Consider the following 24,690-nt stretch of genomic DNA (forward strand, 5'->3'; position numbering starts at 1 on the left):
GCATCCGCACTGATCCCGCTGGCCTCAGCCTATGACCAGGGGTGGGCCGGGGGAGTCGCGTCGCCGCTGCGCCGGATTGCAGGTACCCGTTGATTTTCCGCCGAATTACAGGACTTAATTAGTGTCGGGGTGCCGCGGTCGTTTGTCGAACGACCAATAATGGGTCGACGTGGGTATTGATCGGCGGCGACTGGGTGTCTCCGCTCAGGCGGCGAAGAATGGCCGATGCCGCCAAGCGGCCGAGTTCTCTGGCGTGGTGATCAACGCTGGTGAGGCTGACCAGCTGGGATTCTGCGAGCTCGGTATTGTCGTAGCCCACGACGGAAACATCGTCGGGCACGGAGATGTTTCTGTTGGACAACGCGTCGAGGACACCAAGCGCGACCAGGTCGTTATCGGCGAAAATTGCCGTAGGAACAGCGGCTCCAGAGTCGAGGTAGCGATCGATGGCCTGCCTGCCGCCGCGCTCGGTCATGTCGGCTGTAATTATCACTGGAGCCAGCTGCTGGCTTTCCATGGCTTGGATGTAGCCGAGGCGACGCCCCGGGTAGGGCAGTCCCGGTGGCTTTGCTATGTGGACTATTTCCTTGTGCCCCAGGTGCTGCAGGTGTTCAACGGCGAGTTGGGCCCCCCGATGATCGCTGGCTGAGGCGGAGTCAATGCCGGGCACTTCAACCTCACGCGTTATGACAACGGCCGGGGTTCCGCCCAACATCAGTGCCAGGCTCTCGGGGCTTCCCGTATAGCCCGCGAGCAGGATTCCGTCCACACGCATGTCCAGCAGGCTTCGAACGGCCTCGGCCTCGCGGGCAAGATCGGTTGAACCAACGGCCACCATCAGGTGATTGCCACTGTGCTCCACACCTTCCAGGATCCCGTCATAGATATCAGCAAAAACCGGGTTGTGGAGGTCCAGAAGCAGGACCCCGAGGGTGCTTGTGCGACGGCTTGCCAGTCTGCTGGCCAGGCGGTTGGGGCTGTAACCCAACGCCAGGGCGGCTTCGCGGACCGCTGAACGTTTGTCAGCGGACACATGCGGTGAATCCCGCATGACCAGCGAGACCAGGGCTCTGGAGACCTGAGCGCGGCGTGCCACATCTTCCATGGTCACGGGCCGGGACAGGGAGGTCTTCTCGATCACACGTCCACTATCCCACGTAGTTCTGTTCATGCCCGCCTCCGTGACAGTCAAACAGCATGCCACCAAGTTTGACCGAATGTATTGACAAGGATGTTTATAGAGCGCTCTAATGGTGGCTTAGAGCGCGCTAAAGTGATGCGCCTTACAGTTCAAAGGAGAACGACGTGACTTCCATTCATCAAGGAATCCTTCTCAAGGCAGCGGCCCTGACCGCTGTTGCAGGGCTCGCAATGACCGGATGCTCGGCAGCCGAAAGCGCCGGGAGCGAGGGCAAAGAAAAAATAGGCATCGCGCTGCCGGCAGGAAACCAGACCTTCTGGACCAGTTGGCAGAACGGCGCCCGGGACGCGGCAGCCAAGCTGGGGGTCGAGGCGACCTTCTCCGATGCCAAGGGAGATGCCAACACCCAGAACGACCAGGTGAACAGCTTGCTCGTCGGTGGCGCCAAGGGCATCATCATTGCCTCAGTGGACCCGAAGGCCAACGCCTCAGTGGCGCAGGCCGCTGCCGACTCCGAGGCCATTCTCATCACTGGTAACCGGACGATCGAAGCCGCTTACGGCGGTTTGGATGGTGCGAATCCCCGCGTGCATGTGGGCTTCAACGATGTGGCGATCGGCAAGATGCAGGGCGAACTCGTTGTCGAGGCGTGCAAGGGCATTGACCCCTGCCAGGTTGTCCTGCAGGAAGGGACCTTGGGCGCTACACCTCAGATCCAGCGCACCGAAGGGCTGATGGCGGGCATTAAGTCCGCACCGAACGTGAAGATCATCGATAAGCAGTCCAATGACTTCGACCCCACAAAGGCTGTGGAGGTCACCCAGACCCTGTTGCAGAAGCACGCCAAGATCGACATCATGCTGGCCCAGACCGACCCCGAGGCGGTGGCCGCTGCACGTGTTGTCGCAGAACAGGGCAGGCAGGATGCCATCAAGGTGATCGGTATCGGCGGCAGCATGGACGGAACGGCGGCGGTGGAATCAGGCGCCCTCTACGGAACGGTATGGGTCTCAGCCAAGGCTGACGCAAGCGCCGCCGTCGAAACCCTGGTCAAAATCATGCGAAAAGAGTCTGTGGATGTAGCCACCATCGCGGATCGACCCACCGTTGAGGTTGCCGCGGTTAAGGTCACCAAGGCCAACGTTGCACAGTACCCCGGTGAGTGGTGAGACCGTGACGGTCGCTGAAGCAACGCCCCGCGTGTCGGCGAAGGGCATCCGCAAGCTCTTCGCCGGCGTACCGGCCCTCAAGGGCATCGACCTGGACCTGTACGCCGGTGAAGTTGTCGGACTGCTCGGCGAGAACGGCGCCGGCAAATCAACCCTGATCAAAGTCCTCTCCGGCGTCTACCGTCCCGAGGGCGGCACGATCGTCATCAACGGCGTGGACACACACTTTAAGGAGCCTTCCGAAGCCCTGGCTGCCGGGATCGCCACGGTCCACCAGCACTCGATGCTGGCCGACAATCTGACGGTCGCCGAAAACCTGGTGCTGGGCAAGGAGCCCGGGACCAAGGCAGCTAAATTCTGGATCCGCAAGCGAGAAACCCTCAGCCAGGCCCAGGAGCTTGTTGACCGCTCCGGTATCGAGCTTCCCCTCAAGACGTTGGCCGGTGACCTCACCGTCGCACAGCGCCAGCGGGTGGAAATCCTTAAAGCCTCAAGCGAGGCGGGAACACTCATCATCCTCGATGAGCCCACAGCGGCTCTGAACCCCGACGAGGTGGATGAACTGTTCGAGGTCATCAGGAAACTCAAAGCGCAGGGCATTCCTGTTCTCTACGTCAGCCACCGGCTCGATGAAATCCCCCGGATCTGCGACCGGGTAGTGGTACTGCGCGACGGCGCGTACGCCGGTGAGCTGGACAAGGAACACTCCGTTCCGGACGAAATCATTCCACTGTTGGTCGGGCGGCAAATCACCGACCTGTTCCCGGAGTTGCCCGAGGTCGGGGTAGACGCCGTCCTGGAAGTCTCCGGCGTGTCCGGGAAGCGGGCACGGGACGTCAGCTTCACAGTCCGCACAGGTGAAATTCTCGGTATCACCGGGGCAATCGGCGCCGGCCAACGGAACATTGCGCGGATCATCTTCGGAGCAGACATCGGCCGCGGAACCATGACCCTGAACGGCAGGCCGCTCCCGCACGGCCGACCCGACCTCGCCATGGCGGCGGGAATCGGGTACGTGTCCGGAGACCGGAAAACCGACGGACTGATACCTGCCCTGTCAGTCTGGCGAAATGCAACCCTGGTCAAATCCCACCGGCTCGGGCGCATGGGAGTGCTGAACCCCCGGACCGAGAAAAAGATCGGTCTGGAGCTTATCCGCAAATTCGACGTCCGCTCGGCCAGCCCCAACCAGGAAATCATCACCCTCAGTGGCGGCAACCAGCAGAAGGCATTACTGGCACGCTGGGCAGCGGTTTCCCCGAAATTGCTGATCCTGGACGAGCCCACACTCGGCGTCGACGTCGGTGCCCGGCGCGAAATTTACGACCAGATCGTGGAACTGACCGCAACAGGGATGGCCGTCATCATCGTCTCGGCCGATCAGGCCGAACTACAAGGCATGAGCCACCGTGTTCTCGTCTTTGACGATGGCCGCGTCGTGGCCGAAATGAGTGGCAAGGACGCCACAGAAGAAGCCGTTCTCCGGGCACGCACTGCTGCGGAAGAACACCTCAAGCAGGGAGTAATCCAATGACTATCCAATCCACGGCCACCCCGGCCACGCCGGGCGGCGTGCAGGCACCAAAAACTCCGCTCCAGACGAACTGGGCCCAACAGATCCGCCCGGTCCTTCGCCGCAACGGCCTCATCATCTTCTTCGGGGTCCTGCTGCTTGTCTTCGCTGCGGTCCGCCCGGAGTTCCTGTCCGAAGGAAACATCCGCAACATCCTCCTCAGCGCCTCAGTGATCGGCATCCTCGCCATCGGACAGACCGTCGTGATGCTTACCGGCGGATTCGACCTCGCCGTCGCCCGGACCGCCGTTGTCGCCGGCATGGTCGTTGGACTTCTCAGCCCCCTTGGGATGTTCCCGGCAATCTCTTTGGCGGTACTGTCCTCCATTATCGTTGGGCTGATCAGCGGCACGCTGATCTCCCGGGCCAAGGTAAACCCCTTCGTGGTGACGCTGGGTATGTACACCATCCTCACCTCTGTTGCGCTGCTGATAAACGACGGCGGCTCCGTCAGCAACCTGCCGGCATGGCTCACCGGTCTGACCTCCCTGAAGATCCTGGGCGTCTCCAGCATCGTGTTCTGGTTCATCGGCATCGCCATTGTCGCCCACATCGTCCTGGCCCACACCCGCTTCGGCCGCCATATCTACGCCATCGGCGGGAACTTCGAAGCCAGCCGTCTGGCAGGTATCAAGGTAAATAAGGTCCTCACCATCGCGTACATCGTCTGCGCGCTGTGTGCCGGCATCGCAGGGATCCTCCTGACCGCCCGGCTTCAGACAGCTTCCCCTGTTGCCCTGCCGGGAGCAGAGCTTGACGCCATTGCGGCCGTGATCATCGGCGGCACCAGGCTCAGCGGCGGCTTCGGATCCATCCCGCGCACCATCGTCGGAGTCCTCATCCTCGCTTCGCTCTCCAGCGGCCTTGTTCTCCTCGGAGTAGCCGCGTACTGGCAGGGACTGGTGAAGGGCGCCGTGATCATCCTGGCTGTTGCCGTGGACGTCATCTTCAACAAACGCAATTAGCCCACTTCTCCAAGGTGTAGCCGCCGGGACTAAGGGCACTCCCAAAGGCCCTTTGGAGGGCCGGCGGCTACACCTTCCTTGCCCACTCGGCGCGGTCGAGCCACCGGGTGGACGTGGACGGCACTCACGGTACTTTATTGTCCACCCGTCAATTATTTGTTAGTATGTCAGTACAAACTTAAGGAGAGGCTGATGCCGCTAGTAAGAATCGATGTCAACCTTGGCCGGAGCCCCGCAGAGCTGCAAAGCCTGAGCCAAGGGATCCACGATGCCATCCTGGCCGAATACGGCATCCCGGAGCGCGACTACTTCCACATCCTGACCGAACACCCGCTTGGCCAGATCTTTGCCCAGGACGCCGGGCTTGGCTTCGAGCGAACCAGTGACGTCGTAATGATCCAGATCTTCACCCAAGGTGGCCGGAGCCAGGAAGCCAAGCAGGCGCTGTTCGCCGCAGTTGCCGCACGCCTGGCTGAGAGGGGAGTCGGGGGAGAGAACGTCTTCATCGGCTACGTCGAAAACACCCCCGGCGATTGGTCCTTCGGGTTCGGACGCGCCCAGTACGTCACCGGTGAACTGGCAGTACCCAAAAAATAGTCAAGCGGGAAAGCCTCCCAACAGTGCGCTGACACGGATCCTTTCCCGCCGCTTCGGAGGCATGACTCCGGAGTTCCGCACCTCACCATCTTGCTCTTTGGCCATCACGGGTCACGAGCGTCTGCTCTGTAAACCACGGAGTTCAAAACCCAGAAAGGTTCACAACCGTGACCCACGAACTGCTAACGATCGGGCGAATCAGTGTTGATATCTACCCGAATGACATCGGGGTGGGGCTGGAGGACGTGACGTCCTTCGGCAAATACCTCGGCGGCTCCCCGTCCAACGTGGCCGTGGCCGCGGCCCGGCACGGCCGCCGGACCGCTGTCATCACCCGCACCGGCGATGACGCGTTCGGCAAATACCTGCACCGGGAACTGCACAAGTTCAACGTTGACGATTCCTTCGTTACCGCAGTACAGGAGTGGCCCACAGCGGTGACCTTCTGCGCGATCAAGCCCCCTGAAGACTTCCCGCTGTACTTCTACGGACGGTTCCCCACCGCTCCGGACCTGCAGATCAAAGCCAAGGACCTGGACCTGGACGCCGTGAAAAACGCCGGGATCTTCTGGTCCACGGTCACCGGCCTGTGTCAGGAGCCCAGCCGCCAAGCGCACATCAAGGCCCACGAAGCACGCACCCGCGACGAGCTGCGGATTGGTCAATACACCATCCTGGATTTGGACTACCGGCCCATGTTCTGGGCTTCGGAGGAAGAGGCCCGGGCCCAGGTCGCCAAGATCCTGCCGCACGTCACCGTCGCCATCGGCAACGACAAGGAATGCGCCGTGGCAGTGGGGGAGGGTACTCCCGATGAGCAAGCTGACCGGCTGCTGGCAGCTGGCGTCGAGATCGCCGTCGTCAAGCTCGGCCCGGAAGGCGTGATGGCCAAGACCCGCACCGAGCGCGTCGTCTCCGCCCCCGTCCCGGTCGAGACCGTCAACGGCCTGGGTGCCGGGGACTCCTTCGGCGGCGCTTTTTGCCACGGACTCCTCTCAGGTTGGCCACTGGCGCAGGTCCTGGACTATGCCAATGCCGCCGGCGCCATCGTCGCGTCCCGTCTGTCCTGCGCTGATGCGATGCCGACACCTGATGAGGTCACCTCGCTGCTCGCTGAGCGCGGACGCCCCGTACCCGGCACCTCCATCCCTCAAGGAGCAGCACTGTGACACTCGCCCCCCTCGCTTCGAACAACGTCCTGGACGATGACCCCCGCCGTTACGAACACCTCAGCACCATCAGATTGCAGGACCCCGGCGCGGTTGTCCGGACCGCCAAGGCCCGCCGCCGCCACCCTGGCCTTAAATACGGCAAGCAGAACTTCATCGTTGCCGCAGACCACCCGGCCCGCGGCGCCCTGGCCGTCGGGAATGATCCAGTGGCCATGGCGGACCGCCGCCAATTGCTGGACCGTTTGCAGATCGCGCTGGCCAACCCGCATGTCGACGGCGTCCTGGCATCCCCGGACATCATGGACGATCTGCTGCTGCTGGGAGCCCTGGAGGGCAAGCTCGTGTTCGGCTCCATGAACCGGGGCGGACTGTCCGGCCTGGTCAACGAGATTGATGACCGCTTCACCGGACACACTGCCGCGGCCCTGGAAACCCTCGGCGCTGACGGCGGCAAGATGCTTACCCGTATCTGCCTGGGAGATCCGGACACCGTGAGCACGCTGGAAGCCACAGCCAAGGCCATCGATTCCCTTGCCGAGCGTAAGCTGATCGCCATGGTGGAGCCCTTCCTCTCGGTCCGTGAAAACGGCAGGGTCCGCAACGACCTGTCCACCAACGCCGTGATCAAATCCATCGCGATCGCCGAAGGCCTGGGATCCACCAGCGCCTACACCTGGATGAAACTTCCGGTCGTGGCAGAGATGGAGCGCGTCATGGCCGCGACCACCATGCCCACCGTCCTGCTGGGCGGGGACCCGGAAGGCACCCAGGACGAAGTCTTCGCCAGCTGGCAGGCCGCCCTGGCCCTGCCCGGCGTCCAAGGCCTCACCGTAGGCCGGACCCTGCTGTATCCCAAGGACGGGGATGTAGCCGCAGCCGTGGCCACGGCCGCCTCCCTCCTCAACCGCAGTGCACAAGCTTCGGAGTAAGACAGACATGTCAACACGCAGAATGACGGTGGCGCAGGCCGTCGTCGAATACCTTTCCAAGCAGTACACCGTTGATTCGATCGGTGGTGTTCAGTACCGGGAGCGGCTCATCCCGGGCACTTTCGGTATCTTCGGGCACGGCAACGTTGCCGGTGTGGGCCAGGCACTGAAGCAGTACCAGCAGCTGGACCCTGCCATCATGCCCTACTACCAGGGCCGGAACGAGCAAGCACAGGTACACCAGGCGGTGGGGTACGCCCGGCACACCCGCCGCCGGCAGACCTTCGCGATCAGTACCTCGATCGGGCCGGGTTCCTCGAACCTGTTGACAGGTGCCGCACTGGCCACCACCAATCGGCTCCCCGTGTTGCTGCTGCCGTCGGATACGTTCGCTACCCGCGCTGCGGATCCCGTGCTGCAGCAGCTCGAGCAGCCCTACGCCTACGACATCACGGTCAATGACGCGTTCCGGCCGTTGTCCAAGTTCTTCGACCGGGTCAACCGGCCCGAGCAGCTGTTCTCCACGTTCCATCACGGCTTGCGCGTCCTGACTGACCCGGCCGAAACCGGTGCGGTGACCATCTCGCTGCCGCAGGATGTCCAGGCCGAGGCCTTTGATGTCCCGGAGGAGTTCCTGGCGGAGCGTGAGTGGCGGATCCGGCGCCCGGACGCCGACGACGACGATATCGCCCGCGCCGCGGCCGCGATCCGCGCGGCGAAGCGCCCGTTGATCATTGCCGGCGGCGGTGTCCTGTATGCCTTCGCGAACGATGAACTCGCCGCTTTCGCTGAGCTGACCGGGATCCCGGTGGGCAACACGCAGGCAGGCGTCGGTGTCCTGCCCTGGGACCACATGTTCTCCCTCGGCGCGATCGGGTCCACGGGCACGACGGCGGCGAATGCCATCGCTGCCGAGGCTGACCTGATCATCGGGATCGGCACCCGGTACGAGGACTTCACCACCGCCTCCCGGACCGCGTTCCAGAACCCGGACGTGAAGTTCATCAACATCAACGTCGCCGCCATCGATGCGTACAAGCACGGCACCTCGCTGCCGATCGTGGCCGACGCCCGCAAGGCCCTGCTTAAGCTCAACAAGGCCCTCGGCGGCTACCGAGTGGGCGCTGACCTGGAACAGCAGGTCGCGGCCGAGAAGAAGCGCTGGGACGCCACGGTGGATGAAGCGTTTGACACCCGGTTCACGCCGTTGCCGGCGCAGAACGAAATCATCGGCGCCACGTCCCGGGCCATGGACGCGGCCGACGTCGTGATCTGCGCCGCCGGTTCCCTGCCCGGGGACCTGCACAAGATGTGGCGGGTCCGGGACCCGTTCGGCTACCACGTGGAGTATGCCTACTCCTGCATGGGCTATGAGATCCCGGGCGGCCTCGGCGTCAAGCGCGCGGCACTGGCCGAGGCGGCAAGGGGCGGAACCCAGCGCGACGTCGTCGTGATGGTGGGGGACGGCTCCTACCTGATGATGCACACCGAACTGGTCACCGCCGTCGCCGAACGCATCAAGCTGATCGTGGTCCTGATCCAGAACCACGGCTACGCCTCCATTGGCTCGCTCTCGGAAATGCTCGGTTCGCAGCGGTTCGGGACCCAGTACCGGGCCCTGAACGAGGAGCAGCACAGCTTCGACGAGGGCGAGACCCTCCCGGTGGACCTGGCCCTGAACGCCGAGTCCCTGGGCGTGAAGGTCATCCGGATCGAACCGGGGGAGAAGGTCATTGCCGAACTCGAACAGGCCATCCGCGACGCCAAGGCCGCGCCGGAACGCGGGGGCCCCATCCTGATCCACGTCGAATCAGACCCGCTGCTGGACGCCCCGAGCTCCGAATCCTGGTGGGATGTTCCCGTCTCCGAGGTCTCCGAACTGGAGTCCACCAAGCAGGCCTTCCAGACCTACGTTGAACACAAGAACCGCCAGCGCACATTCCTCGGCTGAGAACCTCCACGCCGAACCACTTCATACAGACACTTCGTTCCACCTACTCAAGGAAGAGTCCCATGACTGCCACCACCACCCAGACCAATCCCACCCAGACCACCACCATCAACCACTTCATCAACGGCGCCGAAACCGCCGGCGAGGGCACCCGCACCCAGCCCGTCTACAACCCGGCGACCGGCAAGGTTTCCGGCGAGCTCCGCCTGGCCAACCGGGCGGACCTGGACGCCACGGTGGCCGCGGCCCGTAAGGCCGCGGACTCCTGGGGCGATATTTCCCTGGCCAAGCGCACTGCCGTCCTGTTCAAGTTCCGCGAACTGGTCGCCGCCCACGTGGACGACCTCGCGGCCCTGATCACCGCGGAGCACGGCAAGGTCCTTTCCGATGCGAAGGGCGAGATTGGCCGCGGCCTGGAAGTCATCGAATACGCCTGCGGCATCCCGTCCCTGGTCAAGGGCGACTACTCGGACCAGGTCTCCACCGGCATCGACGTGTTTTCCTTCCGCGAACCGCTCGGTGTGGTCGCCGGCATTACCCCGTTCAACTTCCCGGTCATGGTGCCGCTGTGGATGGCCCCGATGGCTATCGCCACCGGCAACGCCTTCATCCTCAAGCCCTCCGAACGCGATCCCTCCGCCTCCATGCTGCTGGCCAAGCTCTGGAAGCAGGCAGGCCTGCCCGACGGCGTGTTCCAGGTCCTGCACGGCGACAAGGAAACCGTCGAAGGCCTGCTGACCCACCCGGACGTGGACGGCATCTCCTTCGTCGGTTCCACCCCGATCGCCCAGTACGTCCACGAAACCGCCACCAAGCACGGCAAGCGCGTCCAGGCCCTGGGCGGGGCGAAGAACCACGCCATCGTGATGCCCGACGCCGACCTGGACAACGCCGCCGACCACCTCGCCGCCGCCGCATTCGGCTCCGCCGGGGAACGCTGCATGGCCATCTCCGTCGCCGTCGCCGTCGGGGACGCCGCGGACCTGATCGTCAAGAAGGTCGAAGAGCGCGCCCTCGCCGTGAAGGTCAACAACGGCACCGCCCCCGACGCCGAAATGGGCCCCGTCATCACCCCGGCCTCCAAGGAACGCATCGTCCGGATCGTCACCGAAGCCGAAACCGCAGGAGCAGCGATGGTGGTGGACGGCCGCGACCTCGTGGTCCCCGGCCACGAAGACGGCTTCTGGGTAGGCCCCACCGTCATCGACCACGTCAAAACCGGGATGACCGCCTACACCGAGGAAATCTTCGGCCCCGTCCTCGTCGTGGTCCGCGTCGACACCCTCGAAGACGGCATCAGCCTGATCAACGCCAACCCCTACGGCAACGGCACCGCCATCTTCACCTCCTCCGGCGCCGCAGCCCGTAAATTCCAGCGCTCCGTCACCGTCGGCATGATCGGCATCAACGTGCCCCTTCCCGTCCCGGTGGCCTACCACTCCTTCGGAGGCTGGAAGGCATCCCTCTTCGGCGACAAGCACATCTACGGCCCCGAAGGCGTCTCCTTCTACACCCGCGGCAAAGTCATCACCTCCCGCTGGCCCGAAACCCACCACGCCTCCGGCGCCTCCTACAACTTCCCCTCCAACTAGCCCAGGCCCGAACCTAAGGAAAGCAAAATGACTGAAACCCTTCGCGTAGCCGTCATCGGCGCCGGGCGCATGGGCGCTGACCACATCCAGCGGCTCCACACCCGTATCCACGGAGCCGAAGTAGCCGCCGTTGTGGACGTTGACCTGGCCCGTGCCCGGGCCGCCATCGATGGCATCCCGGGCGCCGTGGCACTGGCCGATGCCGACGAGGCGCTCAACAACGGCGATGTCAATGCGGTACTGATTGCTACCCCTGGATTCCTGCACGAGGACATCCTGCTCAAGGCGATTGCCTTGGACATTCCCGTCTTGTGCGAAAAGCCGCTGACCCCTGACGCGGAGTCCTCCTGGAGGATCGTGCAGGCAGAGGTTGAATTGGGCCACAAGCTCATCCAGGTCGGCTTCATGCGCCGTTTTGATGCAGAATACGCAGCGTTGAGCGAAATCATCCGAAGTGGTGGAATGGGTGAGCTGCTCATGCTGCACCATCAGCACCGTAATCCCAGTGTTCCGGACACCTTCACCAACGAGATGCTGATCAACGATTCGGTGGTGCACGAATTCGACGCCATCCGGTTCTTCACCGGCGAGGAAATCACATCTGTTCAGGTTCGCCTGGGCAAGGCAACCAGATACGCCCCGGCTGGACAGCACGACCCCCAGCACGTCCTGATCGAGACCGAGTCCGGTGTCCTGGCCGACGTTGAAATCTATGTCAACGCCAAGTTCGGCTATGAGGTGGCCACCCAGGCCTCGTTCGAAGAGGGCATCGTCAGCATCGGCGGAGACAAGGGCCCCTATACCCGCAGCGCGGGCCGCTGGGGTGGCAACGTCACTCCCGGCTTTGAAGAGCGTTTTGGTGCGGCGTACGACGTTGAAATCCAGGCCTGGGCAGACGCCGCACTCCGAGGCGAACTTGGCGGCCCCTCCGCCTGGGACGGCTACGCCACCGCCGCCTGCTGCGAAGCCGGCCTCGAAGCGCAGAAGAACGGCGAAAAGGTGGCCGTGAAGCTGGCCGCCAAGCCCGACCTCTACAAGTAGGACACGGGAAGGGGATCGAGTTATCCGTCCCCTTCCCTGTCTCCCTGACATAGCCACATTGGAGTGTTCCCCGTGAAAATCGCGCTTGATCCCACCCCGTTCCACCACTCGCACAGCCTGCTGGAGTTCCCCAAAGTGGTTGCAGACCTTGGCTACAAGTACATGCAGATGACCCCGCACGCGGACTTCATCCCCTTCTACAACCACCCCAAGGCCGACGATGAACTGGTGGGCCAGCTCAGCAAGGCCTGCCGGGACGCCGGCATTGAAATCGCCTCTGTCCTCCCGGTGCTCCGCTGGTCAGGCCCGGACGAGGACGCACGAGAGGCGGCCGTCCGCTACTGGAAGCGTGCCATCCAAATCGCCGTGGACCTCGGCGTCGGCACCATCAACACCGAGTTCAGCGGCCGGCCGGAGAAAGCAGAGGAATCCGAAAGGGCCTTCTACCGCTCGATGGAGGAGTTGCTGCCGATCATCGAACGTGAGGGCATCGACCTCCTGATCGACCCGCACCCGGACGACTTCGTGGAGGAAGGGCTCGCCGCCATCCGCGTGATACGCGGCCTGAACTCGAAGAACGTGGGCCTGGTCTACGTTGCCTCGCACAGCTTCCACATGCAGAACGAGCCGCTGGACATCATGCGCGCCGCAGGGGACAAGCTCCGCCTGGTCCACGTGGCAGACACCATGAACCACCACGCCTCACACGGGCTGCGCTACATCACCAACCCGCCAGGGAACCCGGTCCGCGTCCACCAGCATCTGAAGATCGGCGACGGCGACGTGAACTGGGACGAGTTCTTCGGCGGCCTGAAAGAAATCGGCTTCCTTGACCGGGACGATACCGTCATGGTCTCAAGCGTCTTCGCTGAAGACGAGAACGCGGAGGACATCTCCCGCTACCAGCTGGAGACCATGCAGCAGTATGTCCAGAAGGTCAATGCATGAGTCGCCCTGCCCACCGTGCCATCACGTCAAGACTCCGGCAAACCGCAAAAGGGCGCTCCGGACAGTCAGGTTGATCCCTGGCCCTGAGTTGTAAGAGACTCGGGGCTGCTTCCAGCAAGGCTCCGTGCGCGGTCATGTCGCTCCGAGGAGTTTGGCTCAAGACCGGACCGCTTGTGGCGTGTACCCTCAGTCAGCTGACAGCACTGCCACCTTGGAGGGCGGCAGTGCTGTCAAAGCCGCGACGGCCTATGAGGCGAACGGCAGCCGGGGGTCGATGTCCTGGCCGTCCCAGCCCTGTCGGACCCAGCCGTGATGCGGGTCATCGCTGATCAGCCACTCGCGGACCGGCCCCGGGCCGGCCATGACGTTCAGGTAGTACAGGTCGTAACCGGGTGCGGCCATGGCGGGCCCGTGCCAGCCGTAGGGCACCAGGACAACGTCGCCCGTGCGGACCTCGGCGGAGACATCGATGGGACGCTCGTCAGAGGCGTACACACGCTGGTAGCCGATGGCGTCGGCGTCGGCAGGCGCTGCGGAACCGGCTGCCACCCGAGTCTCGAAGTAATAGATTTCCTCGAGGTGGGTTTCGCCGTCCTTTTCCTCGTCGTGCTTGTGCGGGGGATAGGAGGACCAGTTGCCTGCCGGTGTGAGCACCTCGCACACGATGAACCGGTCCGCTTCAAGTGCTTCCGGCGTGCCGAAGTTGTGGACCTGGCGGGAGCAGTTGCCCGCCCCGCGCAGCTCCACAGGGGTTTCCGCCGCCGTCACCAGCCGGGTGGGGTACCACGCGCTGGCCGGAGCGGTGGCAACGGCCACCCGGCCGCCGTCGGAAGTACTGATGGTCACCGTCCTACCGGTTCCCGAGTACAAGACGTCGGTGGGACCGGAGAAAACCGAGGCGCGGCCGTTCAGCCCGTAGGACTCCCCGTCCACCGTCACCGTGAAAGATCCATTAAGGGGCACCACGATGCGCTCCTCACCGGCGGCGGGAAGCACGACGTCGGCCCCTGCTGCGAGGGTGGCCACCTTCAGTCCCGTGTATGCCCACCCATCCACAGCGAGGGCGGAATCGGACGTCCCGAGGGAAACGTCCCACTTGCCGTCAGTGGCGGTGCCGAGGGGATAGACCCAGTTGGTCATGGAGTTGGCTCCTTGCATTAGCGCTGTACGAGTGTCATTTCAAAGCTGCAGGAATCGGCGCGGTACACGTGGTGGCCGGATTTCACCCGGCGACCGGAGTCGTCCGTGGCCGTGCGCTCCATGTTGACCGGGGCCGAGCCAGCCGGGGCGTCGAGCAGGCTGGCCTGGTAGTCGTTGGCGATCATTGCGCCGATGCGCTGGTTGGCCAACCGGAAGTTGACGCCGCCGCGGCGCAGGATGGCGTAGAGGCCTTCGGCTGCGAGCATCCCTCATCCATGGCCTTGCGCATGGTGGGCCGGGAAAGGTTCAGCTGGGCCGCGAGGTCGATTTCATTATCGAGTCGGCTGCCGGGCTCCAGTACCCCGCTGAAGATTGCCGCCTCGATCCCCTGTACCACCTGGTGATAGAGCGGGACGGGGGAGGAGCCGTCGATGCTGAGACCAAGGGCGTTCGCCACGGTGCGTTCCTTTGTTCCTGGGACGAAGCACAGCCGAGCAGATGTCCGCGCCTGCTTGCTCCTATGTTTGCCCTGTTTGTTAGGACATATCCTGCGACCGACAGTAGCAGGAAAAGCATGTGTGGAACAGGGTGTATAGCGCGCTCCAATGCAGGGAGAGCGCTAAGGGGCCACGGGTTTTTGGCTAGCGGCCGCATAGGACGAACATCACCAGTGACATGACGGCCGCAGTCGTTACCGACAAGTTTGATCATATGTCTTGACATGAGCCCTGTAATTAGCCTCTAATAGTCAATAGAGCGCTCCAATGTGATCCATCCAACAGTTTGGACCAGGCTGCAGAACTGCTCCTGCCGTGAAGGTTGGCCGCGCTGGAAGTTGACTGGCCGTCCTAGCTGGGCGGCTTTCCGAATACGACCGTCTCTGGGCGGTTGTCCCACGATCAGAGAGGCAACGATGTCGTTGCATACTTCTTCGGGCGCCAAAGGCGGCTCCAAGCGCGGCGGGTATCTGGCCCGGCTGACAGTTATTTCCACCCTCGGCGGGCTATTGTTCGGATACGACACAGGCGTGATCTCCGGCGCCCTGCTGTACATGAACGACTCCCTGGACATGAACGCGGTGGAAGAAGCCACTGTGGTCAGTGCCCTCCTGTTCCCCGGTGCGGCAGTCGGCGCTTTGCTCGGCGGACGCCTCGCCGACTGGCTGGGCCGCCGCTCCACCCTGCTGGTTTGCGCGCTGCTCTTCTTCGTCGGTGCCATAGGCTGCGCGATCGCACCAACAGTCGAATTCATGGTGTTGGCCCGCGTCATCCTCGGCCTGGGCGTTGGTGCCGCAGCCGTTACCTGCCCGCTGTACCTGGCCGAAATGGCCCCATCCCACCTCCGCGGCCGGATGGTGACCATCAACGAGCTCATGATCGTCACCGGCCAGATGTTGGCCTTCGCCATCAATGCCCTTCTGGATGCCCTGATTCAGGACACGGAAGTCTGGCGCACTATGCTGGGCATCGCTTCGGTTCCCGCCCTCGCATTGCTAGCCGGAATGCTGTTGCTTCCCGAGTCCCCGCGCTGGTACGCCATCCGCGACCGCCTCAGCGACAGCCGCCGCATCCTGGACCTGAGCCGCACCCCGGAAGAGGCTGAGAAAGAGTTTAACGAAATTGTTGCGTCCGCCGGAACAGCCAAGAAAGAGCGCGGTCACGTATGGCGAGATCTAAAGGCCAATCCCTGGATGCGCAAGCTTCTCTGGATCGGCATCGGCCTGGCCACTGTGCAGCAAGCTACCGGCATCAACACTGTGAACTACTACGCCCCGACGATCCTGGAAAAGAGTGGGCTCGGGGTCAGCGCTTCCCTGGTGGCGACCATCGGCGTCGGCGTCACCTCCGTGCTGACCACCATCCTGGGCATCTGGCTACTGGGCTTTGTGGGCCGTCGCAAGATGCTCATCATCGGGTTCTCAGGCGTTGCCGGCTCCCAGGCCCTGCTGGCAATCGTCTTCCTCCTTCCGCAGTCTGATCTCGTCAGCTACACGATCCTCGGTGCGATGATGCTGTTCGTAGCCTTCGTCCAATGCTTCATCGGCACCTGCGTGTGGCTGCTCCTTTCGGAGATCTTCCCAATGGCCATCCGCGGCTTCGCGATGGGTATCGCCGTCTTCGTCCTTTGGACCGTCAACGCAGCCATTTCCTTCGCCTTCCCGATCGTCAACAGCACGCTCGGTTCCACTGGAACGTTCGCCCTGTTCGTCGCAGTCAACCTGATCTCTCTCGGCTTCGTGTGGAAGTTCGTTCCCGAAACAAAGGGCCGGTCCCTCGAAGAGCTCGAGTCCGACTTCCGCGTACACAACGAAGTCCCGGTTCGGGCCACTGCCTGACCAACGCCTGCAAGTCGCCGACGATGTTCCCGCCTGTCGCAAAAACCTCCCCGCGGGGCGCCTGCGTGCCCGGCACTGTTGCGGGCATGCACCCAACACCGCACAAATCCCAAGTCCGAGTCGAGAACATGAACCAGGCAACCGATAGGGAAGCACTGGCTAATACAGAAAGGGCAATCATGCCGACCGCAATAGTTACAGCCATCGATATCCACGCAACCAGCCGGAACGTCCTTGAGGAACAACTCGACGCTGCGGTGAAGGACCTCCAGGAAGCTGCAATGCTCACAGGAGCCCACGGGATCCTGGTTACCCGGCACAGTCCTGGAAGGTACACGGCCGCCCTGTCCGACAAGGTTCCCTTCGGTGTCACACGCGAGATTGTCCACTGACAAGGAGCCCGTCTCCCGGACAGCGTGCTTGACTAAGGCGCATCCAGGCCAGACGCTAAGGTCCCGACGCTCTCAGGCCTCGGGGCCTTTCCGTTTCACCAGCTGAAGTACAGCGTCTTCGCATGGTTCGTGTGAAGGTATCGGCAACCTGGACGGGGTGGGAGGCTTGCCTCCGGACCCATCGCCGGCCCAGGGTGTTTTCCCCGGGGTGCCATTTGCGGGAACGCGGTGGCGCCGGAATGCAGGGCAAGGAGTGGTAGCCCTGCATTTTAGATATGCGAGCAGGGCTGAAGCCACGCCGGCTGTGGGAGTTCCATCTTCAGGATTGCCGATGTTCAGAACCAGAAGATCAGGTCGGCGTGACCATTTGGCGGGTCCTCGCAGTGCTTCATCGGCGTCGTCGTGTATTGCGACATCGTGTCCCTCACCACGCAGCAGCGACCTGTGTGAACACGACGGGCGACAGAGTCTCGTGAAGATTCTCGCCGTCAACACAGTGCTTCCGGAGGGACCGCACGCTTGAAGGTGCATCTAGCAGTTCAAGCTCCGCTTCCAGTGGTCGCAGGAAGGTAATCATCCTGTTTGGTCTGAACCAGAGTTGGACTTCACCCGCCTCTCGGATGACTAAGGAAACCAATTGTACTTACCGGTCCTTGGTCGGCGTGTGCGCACAAGACCTAAGAGATTATCCTTCGCCACGCACTTGCACGACTTCATCTTATCGAGATCGTTTTGTGAGGGGGCCAAGGATTTTGAGTGCTGCCTGGATGACGAGGAGCACGACTGCGCAACCGGAAACAAAGGCTGATCTGATCGGTACGCCTGGAGATGCCTGCTGCGGCTGCATCGGTAGACCTTGCGTCAACCTGAGACCACGGAGTCCAGGCCTTGGCGGAGGGAAGCGGGGCCGGTGGATTCCCGTTCGAGTAAAACCGGGCCGGCGGTGGAGTCGGAAACAGTCTCCACCCCGGAGAGGCGCTGCTGTAGCAGGCCGAAGGCCCTGGTGCCCAGATCTTTGAAGTCCGGGGCGACCGTACTAAGGGAAGGCCAGGTGAACTCACTGAACGGCTGGTTGTCCCAGCCGATGATGGAGACTTCCTCCGGAACCCGGACTCCCTTCTCCAGCAAGGCTCTGAGGGCGGCGGCAGCCAGGCCGTCGTTCGAGCAGAAGACAGCCGTGATCTCGGGATCAGCTGCGATCCGGAGCCCCTGTTCATAGCCTGAGCGCGGGGCGCGGGAAGCTTCCAGTACAGGCGGGGGCGTGATGCCGGCTTGTGTCAGGGCATCATGCCACCCTTGATATCGGCCAGAAAACTGTGTCAGCGGATACAGGCCCAGATGATGGACGGTCCGGTGTCCAAGCCCGAGCAGATGCTCTGTTGCCGCGCGCCCGGCAGCGTACTCGTCGATGAAGGCGTAGGGGAAGCCCGGCTGCCCGGTCGGGAACCCGGACGCCGCGACCGTAGGAATGTTCTTGGGCAATTGCCTGAGGACCTCCGCGGCCGACGGGTCGAAGTCCAGGACGATGATCCCGGCCAGCTGCTGCTGCAGTGCAACCTCCAACGCCGCCGCCACGTCGGAAGCGGCCGGCGACTTCACAGCGGAGATGACAATGGAGAATCCTGCCGCTTGGGCGACCTCCTCGATTCCGGCCAGGGTGTACGCATATCCATACGCAGACGTGCTTGAGGCGAAGATGGCGATCATGGTCCGTTCGCCGCTTTTCAGGGCCCTGGCCAGTGAACTGGGACGGTAGTCAAGCTCTTCGATGGCTGCCAGGACGCGCTTCCGCTTTTCTTCGCTCACCGGAATGTTGCCTGTCAGGACCCGCGAGACTGTAGGCACCGAAACGCCGGCGAGGCGAGCGACGTCTGCGATGACGGGCTGGCGGGAATCCTTGGTAATTCTCATTGGAGGTCCTCGTGGTTCAGTTCATGTCTCCTGCGAACGTTATCGTGAAATACCGTTGTGGGCCGCTATTTGCTTCCGGACGAGAAGCCAGGCAAGGAATGCCGGGACGAGGCCGCTTCCGATGGGGATCACTGTCGGCAAACGGAATGTCAAGAGCAGCCATGTGCATAAGGCAATGACGGTACCGGCCAGGGGAAGGGCCCGCGTGAACACCAGAGTGCGCGCGTTCTCAAGCAGCCCCCGCCGGGTGATGGTTTCGTCTGCAGCCATGGCTGCTGCGAGCAGCGCCACATAGCCAGCGGCGACGGCACCACACAACGGGATTATCACGCACAGGGCAACGATGCCCACGCCCCCCGGAGATGCGAGCCAGAAGAGGATGGAAAAAACTGCAGCTGCCATGAAGACCGGGACAGAGATGCCTAACACCCCCACTCGCGTCCAGGCCCACCGGAACTCACTGAAGAACACCCGTGTCACACCCGGTCGATCCTCGATCACAGTCTTGCGAAGGGCGCGCTGCAGTGCAATGGCCGCGGGGACAAGGGTTAGCAGTGGCAGACTAACCAAAAGGAACAGTATCTGCAGCAGGAGCACGTCCCCCACGACTTCGAAGCCGGCCATCACGGCGGCGCCCCGCGATCGGCGCTTATGCTGTTCCATTGTCCATCCATTTCTTGCAGCGACATTGCGGACCTGAGCCACAGACCGTTCCATCCTAAAACCCGGGTGCGCTGTGACTTGCATCTCTGATATCGATATCATACAGTAGGTGCAGGCGCCTTCCAATGGTGGTTGGCCGATTCAGGAGGATTGATATGGCACGTCGTCGTGCAGGTTTTCTCGCGCTGGCCGTTGCTGGCACTCTGGCCGTTGGGGCCTGCGGCTCGGGCGGAACAGCCAGCGCCCCGGCTTCGGACCCTGCTGAGGTGACAGGCACCCTGCGGGTGCTGGTGCCCAGCTACCCGGCAAGCAACGAAGGTAAGGCCGAGCTGGAAAAGGTGGTTGCCTCCTTCAAGGCCAAGTATCCGAAGGTGACGGTCGAACCGGACTTCGCCACCTTTGACACCCTGAACCAGAAGATTTCAACCTCTATCGCCGGCGGCCAGGGCTATGACGTCCTGGTGACCGGTATCGGCTGGGTTCCGCCTTTCGCGGCGAAGAACGTTTTCGAAGACTTGTCCACATTCGGGGCGACAGCCGACTCGTTGGGTGAATCCACCAACCCGGCTCTTGTTCCGGCCGCTGTGTACAAGGACAAGGTCTATGGCGTTCCGCTGATCGCCGGTCCGAAGCCGCTGGCTTTGCGCAAATCGCTCTTCGAGAAGGCGGGACTTGATCCTGCCAAGCCTCCGACAACCATGGCTGAGATCAAGGAAGCCGCTGAGAAATTGACGGTCAAGGACGGCGCGGGCAACATCACGCAGGCCGGTTTCGACTTCTGGGCCGCACCTGGTGGTTACCGGCAGGACTTCGTTGCCCTGCTCGGCTCGCTCGGGAAGCCCCTTTACAGCACCGATGGAACCCCCGAATTCTCAGGGTCTGAAGGAGTGAAGACGCTGGAGTGGATGGCAAGCATGGTGAACAATGTCCAGAAGTATGGCGCGCAGAATGCCGCCAAGTCGCCTCTGGTCAACACCGGCGAGGCAGCCATGGGCTTCACCGGCGGTTACATTGACTGCTCGGACAAGGGCGTTGGCAAGGCCGTCTGTGATGACTTGGTCTACTTCAACCTCGAAGACAAAGAAGGCTCGATGTTCACCGGCGGGCAGCTTGCTTCCGTGGGAAAGAGCAGCAAGCTCAAGACTGCGGCATGGGACTTCATTCAGGAACTGAGCAAGCCCGAGGCTGAAGCCGGCATGGCCACGCTCAACTTCGCCGTTCCGGCAGGAAAAGACGCCGCGGACTCCGCGGTAGTCAAATCCAACCCCGCCAGCACATTCGTCGCCGCCAACCTCGGCGACGCAAAGTTCGAGGGTGGCGCCGCCAACTGGCTCGATCTGCGCGGAACTTTCGGCACGAGCCTCGACGACGCCCTGCTGGGTAAGAAGTCAGCACAAGAAACGCTGACCGCTCTGGAGCAGCAGTCAAAGTGAGCACACTAAAAGACACACCTGCGGTGCGCGCGGCAGGAGCGCGAAAAACCCGCGCCGTGCGCCCCGCAGGGCGGGACGGATCACGTCTGACCCGCCAGCAGTCCCGCGCCGGCTGGTGGCTTCTGGCCCCGGCCCTGTTGCACTCCACGTTCTTCCTCGCCGTCCCCGCGGTTGCAGCTGTCTTCCTCAGCTTCACCAACTATGACTTCTCCGGGGCATGGCAAATGATCGGCGCGGAAAACTACGTAGAGCTGGTTCAGGACACCCGGTTCCAAGCGGCATTGCGCAACACCATCGTCTACACCATCGTCGTTGTACCGCTCTCCATGGTGCTCGCCCTGCTCATCGCGCTGGGTCTTAACCAGAAGATTCGCGGGCTAGGCTTCTTCCGGACGGTCTACTACCTGCCCGTAGTCACTGCCACCGTGGCTGTGGCATCGGTTTGGCTCTGGATCTACCACCCCAGCGCCGGCCTGGCTAACGCCGTAGGAAGCCTCTTCGGACTGGCCCGCTCGGAATGGCTGAATGATCCGGCCACTGCCCTGCCAGCGCTCATGGCGGTAGGCATCTGGCAGGGTCTTGGTGCCAAGATGATCGTCTATCTGGCCGCCCTGCAGGGCGTGTCCAAAGAACTCCTGGAGGCAGCAAACCTGGACGGCGCGAACCGCTGGCAGGTTTTCCGCAACGTCGTCTGGCCCGCGCTTGGCCCAGCGCACTACTTCGTGCTGATCACCGCGATCGTCCAAACGTTCCAGGTCTTTGACCTTGTCTTCGTCATGACCAAGGGCGGGCCCGTCAACTCCACGACCGTTCTGACCTTTGACATCTACAACAACGCATTCGAAGGCCTCCGCTTGGGCTACGCCTCAGCCGAGACGGTCATCATGCTCGTACTTATCGCTGCCTTCATCTACCTTGGCGGTCGTTCACAAAGGAAGGACCAGGATGCGTAAGAAGCAGATCACCCTGGGGCGCGTGGTCCTCTACATTGTGCTCCTTCTGGGCAGCGTGCTGATGATCGGCCCGTTTATCTGGATGATCCTCACCGCGCTGAAATCGACCGGCGAAGTCAGTACCTTTTCATGGCTTCCCAGCGAGTTCCATTGGTCCAATTTTGCGGAAGCCATGAACGCTGCACCGTTCCTGCGCTACTTCTGGAACAGCCTGATCCTGACTGTCGGGGAAACCGCACTGACGTTGGTCTTCTGCACGATGGCCGGATATGCGTTGGCCAAGGCCCCCATCCGGGGCGCCAAGGGGATTCTGAACTATTTCATTGCCCTGATGATGGTCCCTTTCCAGATCATCCTCGTTCCCCTCTTCCTGCTCGTGAAGTCAATCCCGCTCTTCGGCGGAAACGACATCTTCGGCATGGGCGGCACCGGCTGGCTGAACACGTGGTGGGCACTGATCATTCCGCTGGCCATCGCGCCGCTGTACACGTTCCTTGCCCGTCAGTTCTACGTGACGCTCCCATCCGAACTCGCAGATGCTGCCAGGGTGGACGGGCTCGGTGAGTTCGGAATTTTTTTCCGGATCATGACTCCGTTAGTCAAACCCGCTCTGGTCACCATCGGGGTGTTCCAAATAGAAGCGGCGTGGAACAGCTTCCTCTGGCCGTTGATCGTCACAAACTCCGACGAGCTCCGTCCGCTTCAGGTCGGCCTGGCGATCTTCTCCCAGGACCCGCTCAACGTGCAATGGCCCTACCTGATGGCGGGTGCCACCCTCGCGACTTTGCCCATGATCATCCTGTTCATCTTTGCCCAGAAACGCTTTGTTGAAGGCATGGCCAGCGCAGGACTCAAGGGCTGACCCCCTTCACGACCCAAGGAATCAGATGATTACGCCTTCAGCCTCTACGCTGGGCGCACCCGGGATACCCCTCGCGGTCGTCCTGGGTTGGCTGCACCGGAACCGGATCCACGGCATTGAACTGCGGCTTGCTGCAAACGAAATCGCCGACCCCGCAATGAACCTGCCTGACAGGGAGGCACTCCGGAAGCGGATCGCCGCCGCAGGAGTGCGTGTGACCGGCATAGCCAGCTACGTCAAGGTGGCCGCGCCGGGCGACGACGACGCGGTCATCGCGGAGTTGATCCAAGCGCTCGACCTTGCCCGGGACCTCGGAGCACCCGCCGTCCGGGTCTTTCCCGGAGCCGAAACCGAACCCTGCGCCTTCACTCAAGCCCCGCGGATGGTGGAACGCCGGGAGGACGTCGACCGGCGTGCGGCCCGAAGACTCAGCGCAGTATCCCCTTACGCGGCAGCCCTGGGCGTCCTTCCGGTGTTGGAGACGCACGATTCACACCCGACAGGGAAGGACATCGCCGCCATTCTCCAGGACGTGGACGGACCTGTGGGCGCCGTATGGGACCTGATGCATCCGTGGCGCGTAGGCGAAGGGCTTCAAGAAACCTGGTCTGCGCTGGCCCCATGGCTGACAGCCGGCAACGGCAGCGTCCAGGTAAAAGATGCCGACATGCCGCGCAGCAGCGTTCCGGTACTGGTCGGAACCGGCTCACTGCCCACAGAGGAGTTCGCTCAACTGCTGGTCCGCAACGGCTACCAGGGCCCGGTCACCCTTGAGTGGGAAAAGGCATGGTATCCGCAGGTGGAAGACCTGGACGTAGCACTGGGCTCCGTCCGCACATGGCTCGATCGCCACTGGGAAAAGGACATAAATTGAGTGCAGCACTGCACAGCACGGCAGAGCCAAGGCCCCTGCGGTTCAGGCCCAAAGTGGCCCTCGCCATGCAGGATGCCGATCTGCGGGACTCGCTGTTCTCCAAGCGCCTGCGCAGCCGGCTGGAAGCCATCGCAGACTGCGATTTCAGCTTGGTGATCCAGGACTTTGAAGCCGTCGCCGACGACGCCCTGGCCGACACCGATGTCCTCCTTACGGGCTGGTTTTCACCCCGCATCGATGCAAGGATTCTGGAGCGCATGCCCCGGCTCAGGCTCATCGCCCACTCCGGTGGAAGCGTTAAAGGCCATGTCCTCCCCGAATGCTGGGAGCGCGGCGTCACCGTTACCACCGCGGCTGAGGCCAACGCGCTTCCGGTGGCGGAGTTTACGCTGGGTCTGATTCTTCTCGCTGGCAAGTCCGTTCTGGCAGCCAGCCATCTTTATACCCAGCGGCAAGCCAAAATCGACCGGGAAGCGGAGTTTCCCGACACCGGCAATTACGAACGGACGGTGGGAATCGTCGGCGCGTCAACCATCGGACGGCTGGTTATGGAGCGGCTGCAGCCATTCGATTTCGAGGTAGCACTTTATGACCCCACTGTCACCGATGCCGAGGCACGGCGCCTCGGAGCCCGCCGTGTGGAGCTGGACGAGCTCATGGCATCCAGCGACGTCGTGTCCCTGCACGCCCCGGTCCTTCCGGAGACCATCCGGATGATAGGGCCCGCCCAACTGGCAGCAATGAAAGACGGCTCCACCCTGATCAACACTGCCAGGGGCGAACTTGTTGACCACGAGGCCATGGTCCGGGAACTGGAAACAGGACGGATCAGTGCTTTCCTGGACGTCACGAGCCCGGAGCCGCTGCCCAAGGGTCATCGGCTGTACACCCTCCCCAACGTCCTGCTCACACCGCACATCGCCGGGTCCATGGGTACTGAGCTTCATCGGCTTGCGGCCTACGCCATCGACGAAATCGAACGCTTTGCGGCGGCAGCCCCGCCGCGGTTTCCCGTTAGTTTGAGTGACCTGGTAAGGATGGCATAGCAA

The 24,690-nt window shown here is 62.7% G+C and carries 21 protein-coding genes and 1 pseudogene; 17 read left to right on the top strand and 5 right to left on the bottom strand.

What is annotated here, in order from left to right; all coding sequences use genetic code 11:
* Nucleotides 1-118: 118 nt before the first annotated feature.
* Nucleotides 119-1,171, bottom strand: coding sequence for a LacI family DNA-binding transcriptional regulator (locus ACP7AX_RS06265; RefSeq protein WP_426225779.1), 1,053 nt, complete (start codon nucleotides 1,169-1,171; stop codon nucleotides 119-121).
* 134 nt (nucleotides 1,172-1,305) lie between these two features.
* On the opposite strand from ACP7AX_RS06265, the gene ACP7AX_RS06270 reads away from it, so the two are divergent.
* The 10 genes from ACP7AX_RS06270 to ACP7AX_RS06315 all read left to right on the top strand — a co-directional run bounded on the left by ACP7AX_RS06270 (nucleotide 1,306) and on the right by ACP7AX_RS06315 (nucleotide 13,078).
* Nucleotides 1,306-2,310, top strand: a complete 1,005-nt coding sequence (locus tag ACP7AX_RS06270) for a sugar ABC transporter substrate-binding protein (RefSeq protein WP_426225780.1) — start codon at nucleotides 1,306-1,308, stop codon at nucleotides 2,308-2,310.
* A complete protein-coding gene (locus ACP7AX_RS06275) occupies nucleotides 2,300-3,844 on the top strand; it encodes a sugar ABC transporter ATP-binding protein (protein WP_426225781.1) in 1,545 nt (514 codons plus the stop codon). Before ACP7AX_RS06270 ends, ACP7AX_RS06275 begins: the two co-directional genes overlap by 11 nt.
* Nucleotides 3,841-4,848: an ABC transporter permease gene (locus tag ACP7AX_RS06280; protein WP_426225782.1), complete on the top strand. Its 1,008-nt coding sequence runs from the start codon at nucleotides 3,841-3,843 to the stop codon at nucleotides 4,846-4,848. Before ACP7AX_RS06275 ends, ACP7AX_RS06280 begins: the two co-directional genes overlap by 4 nt.
* Nucleotides 4,849-5,040: 192 nt before the next feature.
* Nucleotides 5,041-5,445: a tautomerase family protein gene (locus tag ACP7AX_RS06285; RefSeq protein ID WP_426225783.1), complete on the top strand. Its 405-nt coding sequence runs from the start codon at nucleotides 5,041-5,043 to the stop codon at nucleotides 5,443-5,445.
* Nucleotides 5,446-5,612: 167 nt separating this feature from the next.
* Nucleotides 5,613-6,614 (top strand): 5-dehydro-2-deoxygluconokinase, encoded by a 1,002-nt coding sequence (gene iolC / locus ACP7AX_RS06290; protein WP_426225784.1) that lies wholly within the window; start codon nucleotides 5,613-5,615, stop codon nucleotides 6,612-6,614.
* Nucleotides 6,611-7,546: a Cgl0159 family (beta/alpha)8-fold protein gene (locus tag ACP7AX_RS06295; protein ID WP_426225785.1), complete on the top strand. Its 936-nt coding sequence runs from the start codon at nucleotides 6,611-6,613 to the stop codon at nucleotides 7,544-7,546. Before iolC ends, ACP7AX_RS06295 begins: the two co-directional genes overlap by 4 nt.
* Before the next feature lie 22 nt (nucleotides 7,547-7,568).
* The gene (gene iolD, locus ACP7AX_RS06300) at nucleotides 7,569-9,497 is read left to right on the top strand and encodes a 3D-(3,5/4)-trihydroxycyclohexane-1,2-dione acylhydrolase (decyclizing) (RefSeq protein ID WP_426225837.1); all 1,929 of its coding nucleotides are present in this window, start codon (nucleotides 7,569-7,571) and stop codon (nucleotides 9,495-9,497) included.
* A gap of 62 nt (nucleotides 9,498-9,559) precedes the next feature.
* Entirely contained in the window at nucleotides 9,560-11,089 is a 1,530-nt protein-coding gene (locus ACP7AX_RS06305) for a CoA-acylating methylmalonate-semialdehyde dehydrogenase (RefSeq protein ID WP_426225786.1), read from the top strand.
* 27 nt (nucleotides 11,090-11,116) lie between these two features.
* Entirely contained in the window at nucleotides 11,117-12,130 is a 1,014-nt protein-coding gene (locus tag ACP7AX_RS06310; RefSeq protein ID WP_426225787.1) for a Gfo/Idh/MocA family protein, read from the top strand.
* 72 nt (nucleotides 12,131-12,202) lie between these two features.
* Nucleotides 12,203-13,078 carry a sugar phosphate isomerase/epimerase family protein gene (locus ACP7AX_RS06315; protein ID WP_426225788.1) on the top strand — a complete coding sequence of 292 codons (876 nt, stop codon included), beginning with the start codon at nucleotides 12,203-12,205 and terminating at the stop codon, nucleotides 13,076-13,078.
* 246 nt (nucleotides 13,079-13,324) lie between these two features.
* Here the strand turns inward: ACP7AX_RS06315 and iolB are convergent, their stop codons facing one another.
* Together iolB and ACP7AX_RS06325 are read right to left on the bottom strand one after the other, a co-directional pair.
* The gene (gene iolB, locus ACP7AX_RS06320) at nucleotides 13,325-14,218 is read right to left on the bottom strand and encodes a 5-deoxy-glucuronate isomerase (protein WP_426225789.1); all 894 of its coding nucleotides are present in this window, start codon (nucleotides 14,216-14,218) and stop codon (nucleotides 13,325-13,327) included.
* A 17-nt stretch (nucleotides 14,219-14,235) separates the two neighbouring features.
* Nucleotides 14,236-14,675, bottom strand: a pseudogene (locus ACP7AX_RS06325) (GntR family transcriptional regulator).
* Nucleotides 14,676-15,131: 456 nt separating this feature from the next.
* Here ACP7AX_RS06325 and ACP7AX_RS06330 point away from each other — a divergent pair.
* The gene (locus ACP7AX_RS06330; RefSeq protein WP_426225790.1) at nucleotides 15,132-16,553 is read left to right on the top strand and encodes a sugar porter family MFS transporter; all 1,422 of its coding nucleotides are present in this window, start codon (nucleotides 15,132-15,134) and stop codon (nucleotides 16,551-16,553) included.
* 179 nt (nucleotides 16,554-16,732) lie between these two features.
* Nucleotides 16,733-16,945, top strand: coding sequence for a hypothetical protein (locus ACP7AX_RS06335; protein WP_426225791.1), 213 nt, complete (start codon nucleotides 16,733-16,735; stop codon nucleotides 16,943-16,945).
* An 861-nt stretch (nucleotides 16,946-17,806) separates the two neighbouring features.
* Here ACP7AX_RS06335 and ACP7AX_RS06340 read toward each other — a convergent pair.
* Both ACP7AX_RS06340 and ACP7AX_RS06345 read right to left on the bottom strand, forming a co-directional pair.
* Nucleotides 17,807-18,856, bottom strand: a complete 1,050-nt coding sequence (locus tag ACP7AX_RS06340; protein WP_426225792.1) for a LacI family DNA-binding transcriptional regulator — start codon at nucleotides 18,854-18,856, stop codon at nucleotides 17,807-17,809.
* 39 nt (nucleotides 18,857-18,895) lie between these two features.
* Complete coding sequence (locus tag ACP7AX_RS06345) at nucleotides 18,896-19,519, bottom strand: DUF624 domain-containing protein (protein WP_426225793.1); 624 nt, start codon at nucleotides 19,517-19,519, stop codon at nucleotides 18,896-18,898.
* Between the two features lie 155 nt (nucleotides 19,520-19,674).
* Here ACP7AX_RS06345 and ACP7AX_RS06350 point away from each other — a divergent pair, with 155 nt between their 5' ends.
* From ACP7AX_RS06350 to ACP7AX_RS06370, 5 genes are read left to right on the top strand one after another with little or no spacing between them, the layout of a single operon-like run.
* The gene (locus tag ACP7AX_RS06350) at nucleotides 19,675-20,952 is read left to right on the top strand and encodes an extracellular solute-binding protein (protein WP_426225794.1); all 1,278 of its coding nucleotides are present in this window, start codon (nucleotides 19,675-19,677) and stop codon (nucleotides 20,950-20,952) included.
* The gene (locus ACP7AX_RS06355; protein ID WP_426225795.1) at nucleotides 20,949-21,905 is read left to right on the top strand and encodes a carbohydrate ABC transporter permease; all 957 of its coding nucleotides are present in this window, start codon (nucleotides 20,949-20,951) and stop codon (nucleotides 21,903-21,905) included. Before ACP7AX_RS06350 ends, ACP7AX_RS06355 begins: the two co-directional genes overlap by 4 nt.
* Entirely contained in the window at nucleotides 21,898-22,767 is an 870-nt protein-coding gene (locus ACP7AX_RS06360; protein ID WP_426225796.1) for a carbohydrate ABC transporter permease, read from the top strand. Before ACP7AX_RS06355 ends, ACP7AX_RS06360 begins: the two co-directional genes overlap by 8 nt.
* A 25-nt stretch (nucleotides 22,768-22,792) precedes the next feature.
* Nucleotides 22,793-23,641 (top strand): sugar phosphate isomerase/epimerase family protein, encoded by an 849-nt coding sequence (locus ACP7AX_RS06365; protein ID WP_426225797.1) that lies wholly within the window; start codon nucleotides 22,793-22,795, stop codon nucleotides 23,639-23,641.
* Nucleotides 23,638-24,687: a hydroxyacid dehydrogenase gene (locus ACP7AX_RS06370; RefSeq protein WP_426225798.1), complete on the top strand. Its 1,050-nt coding sequence runs from the start codon at nucleotides 23,638-23,640 to the stop codon at nucleotides 24,685-24,687. Before ACP7AX_RS06365 ends, ACP7AX_RS06370 begins: the two co-directional genes overlap by 4 nt.
* The last annotated feature ends 3 nt before the right edge of the window (nucleotides 24,688-24,690 follow it).

Origin of the sequence: Pseudarthrobacter sp. DSP2-3-2b1 (assembly GCF_049895945.1) — a bacterium.
Lineage (GTDB): Bacteria > Actinomycetota > Actinomycetes > Actinomycetales > Micrococcaceae > Arthrobacter.

Excerpts from the sequence above, each read along its gene's own strand:
- ACP7AX_RS06265 (WP_426225779.1), bottom strand. The coding sequence starts at position 1,171 with ATGAACAGAACTACGTGGGATAGTGGACGTGTGATCGAGAAGACCTCC.
- ACP7AX_RS06280 (WP_426225782.1), top strand. The coding sequence starts at position 3,841 with ATGACTATCCAATCCACGGCCACCCCGGCCACGCCGGGCGGCGTGCAG.
- ACP7AX_RS06285 (WP_426225783.1), top strand. The coding sequence starts at position 5,041 with ATGCCGCTAGTAAGAATCGATGTCAACCTTGGCCGGAGCCCCGCAGAG.
- iolD (WP_426225837.1), top strand. The coding sequence starts at position 7,569 with ATGACGGTGGCGCAGGCCGTCGTCGAATACCTTTCCAAGCAGTACACC.
- ACP7AX_RS06305 (WP_426225786.1), top strand. The coding sequence starts at position 9,560 with ATGACTGCCACCACCACCCAGACCAATCCCACCCAGACCACCACCATC.
- ACP7AX_RS06310 (WP_426225787.1), top strand. The coding sequence starts at position 11,117 with ATGACTGAAACCCTTCGCGTAGCCGTCATCGGCGCCGGGCGCATGGGC.
- iolB (WP_426225789.1), bottom strand. The coding sequence starts at position 14,218 with ATGACCAACTGGGTCTATCCCCTCGGCACCGCCACTGACGGCAAGTGG.
- ACP7AX_RS06330 (WP_426225790.1), top strand. The coding sequence starts at position 15,132 with ATGTCGTTGCATACTTCTTCGGGCGCCAAAGGCGGCTCCAAGCGCGGC.
- ACP7AX_RS06335 (WP_426225791.1), top strand. The coding sequence starts at position 16,733 with ATGCCGACCGCAATAGTTACAGCCATCGATATCCACGCAACCAGCCGG.
- ACP7AX_RS06340 (WP_426225792.1), bottom strand. The coding sequence starts at position 18,856 with ATGAGAATTACCAAGGATTCCCGCCAGCCCGTCATCGCAGACGTCGCT.
- ACP7AX_RS06345 (WP_426225793.1), bottom strand. The coding sequence starts at position 19,519 with ATGGAACAGCATAAGCGCCGATCGCGGGGCGCCGCCGTGATGGCCGGC.
- ACP7AX_RS06350 (WP_426225794.1), top strand. The coding sequence starts at position 19,675 with ATGGCACGTCGTCGTGCAGGTTTTCTCGCGCTGGCCGTTGCTGGCACT.
- ACP7AX_RS06360 (WP_426225796.1), top strand. The coding sequence starts at position 21,898 with ATGCGTAAGAAGCAGATCACCCTGGGGCGCGTGGTCCTCTACATTGTG.
- ACP7AX_RS06365 (WP_426225797.1), top strand. The coding sequence starts at position 22,793 with ATGATTACGCCTTCAGCCTCTACGCTGGGCGCACCCGGGATACCCCTC.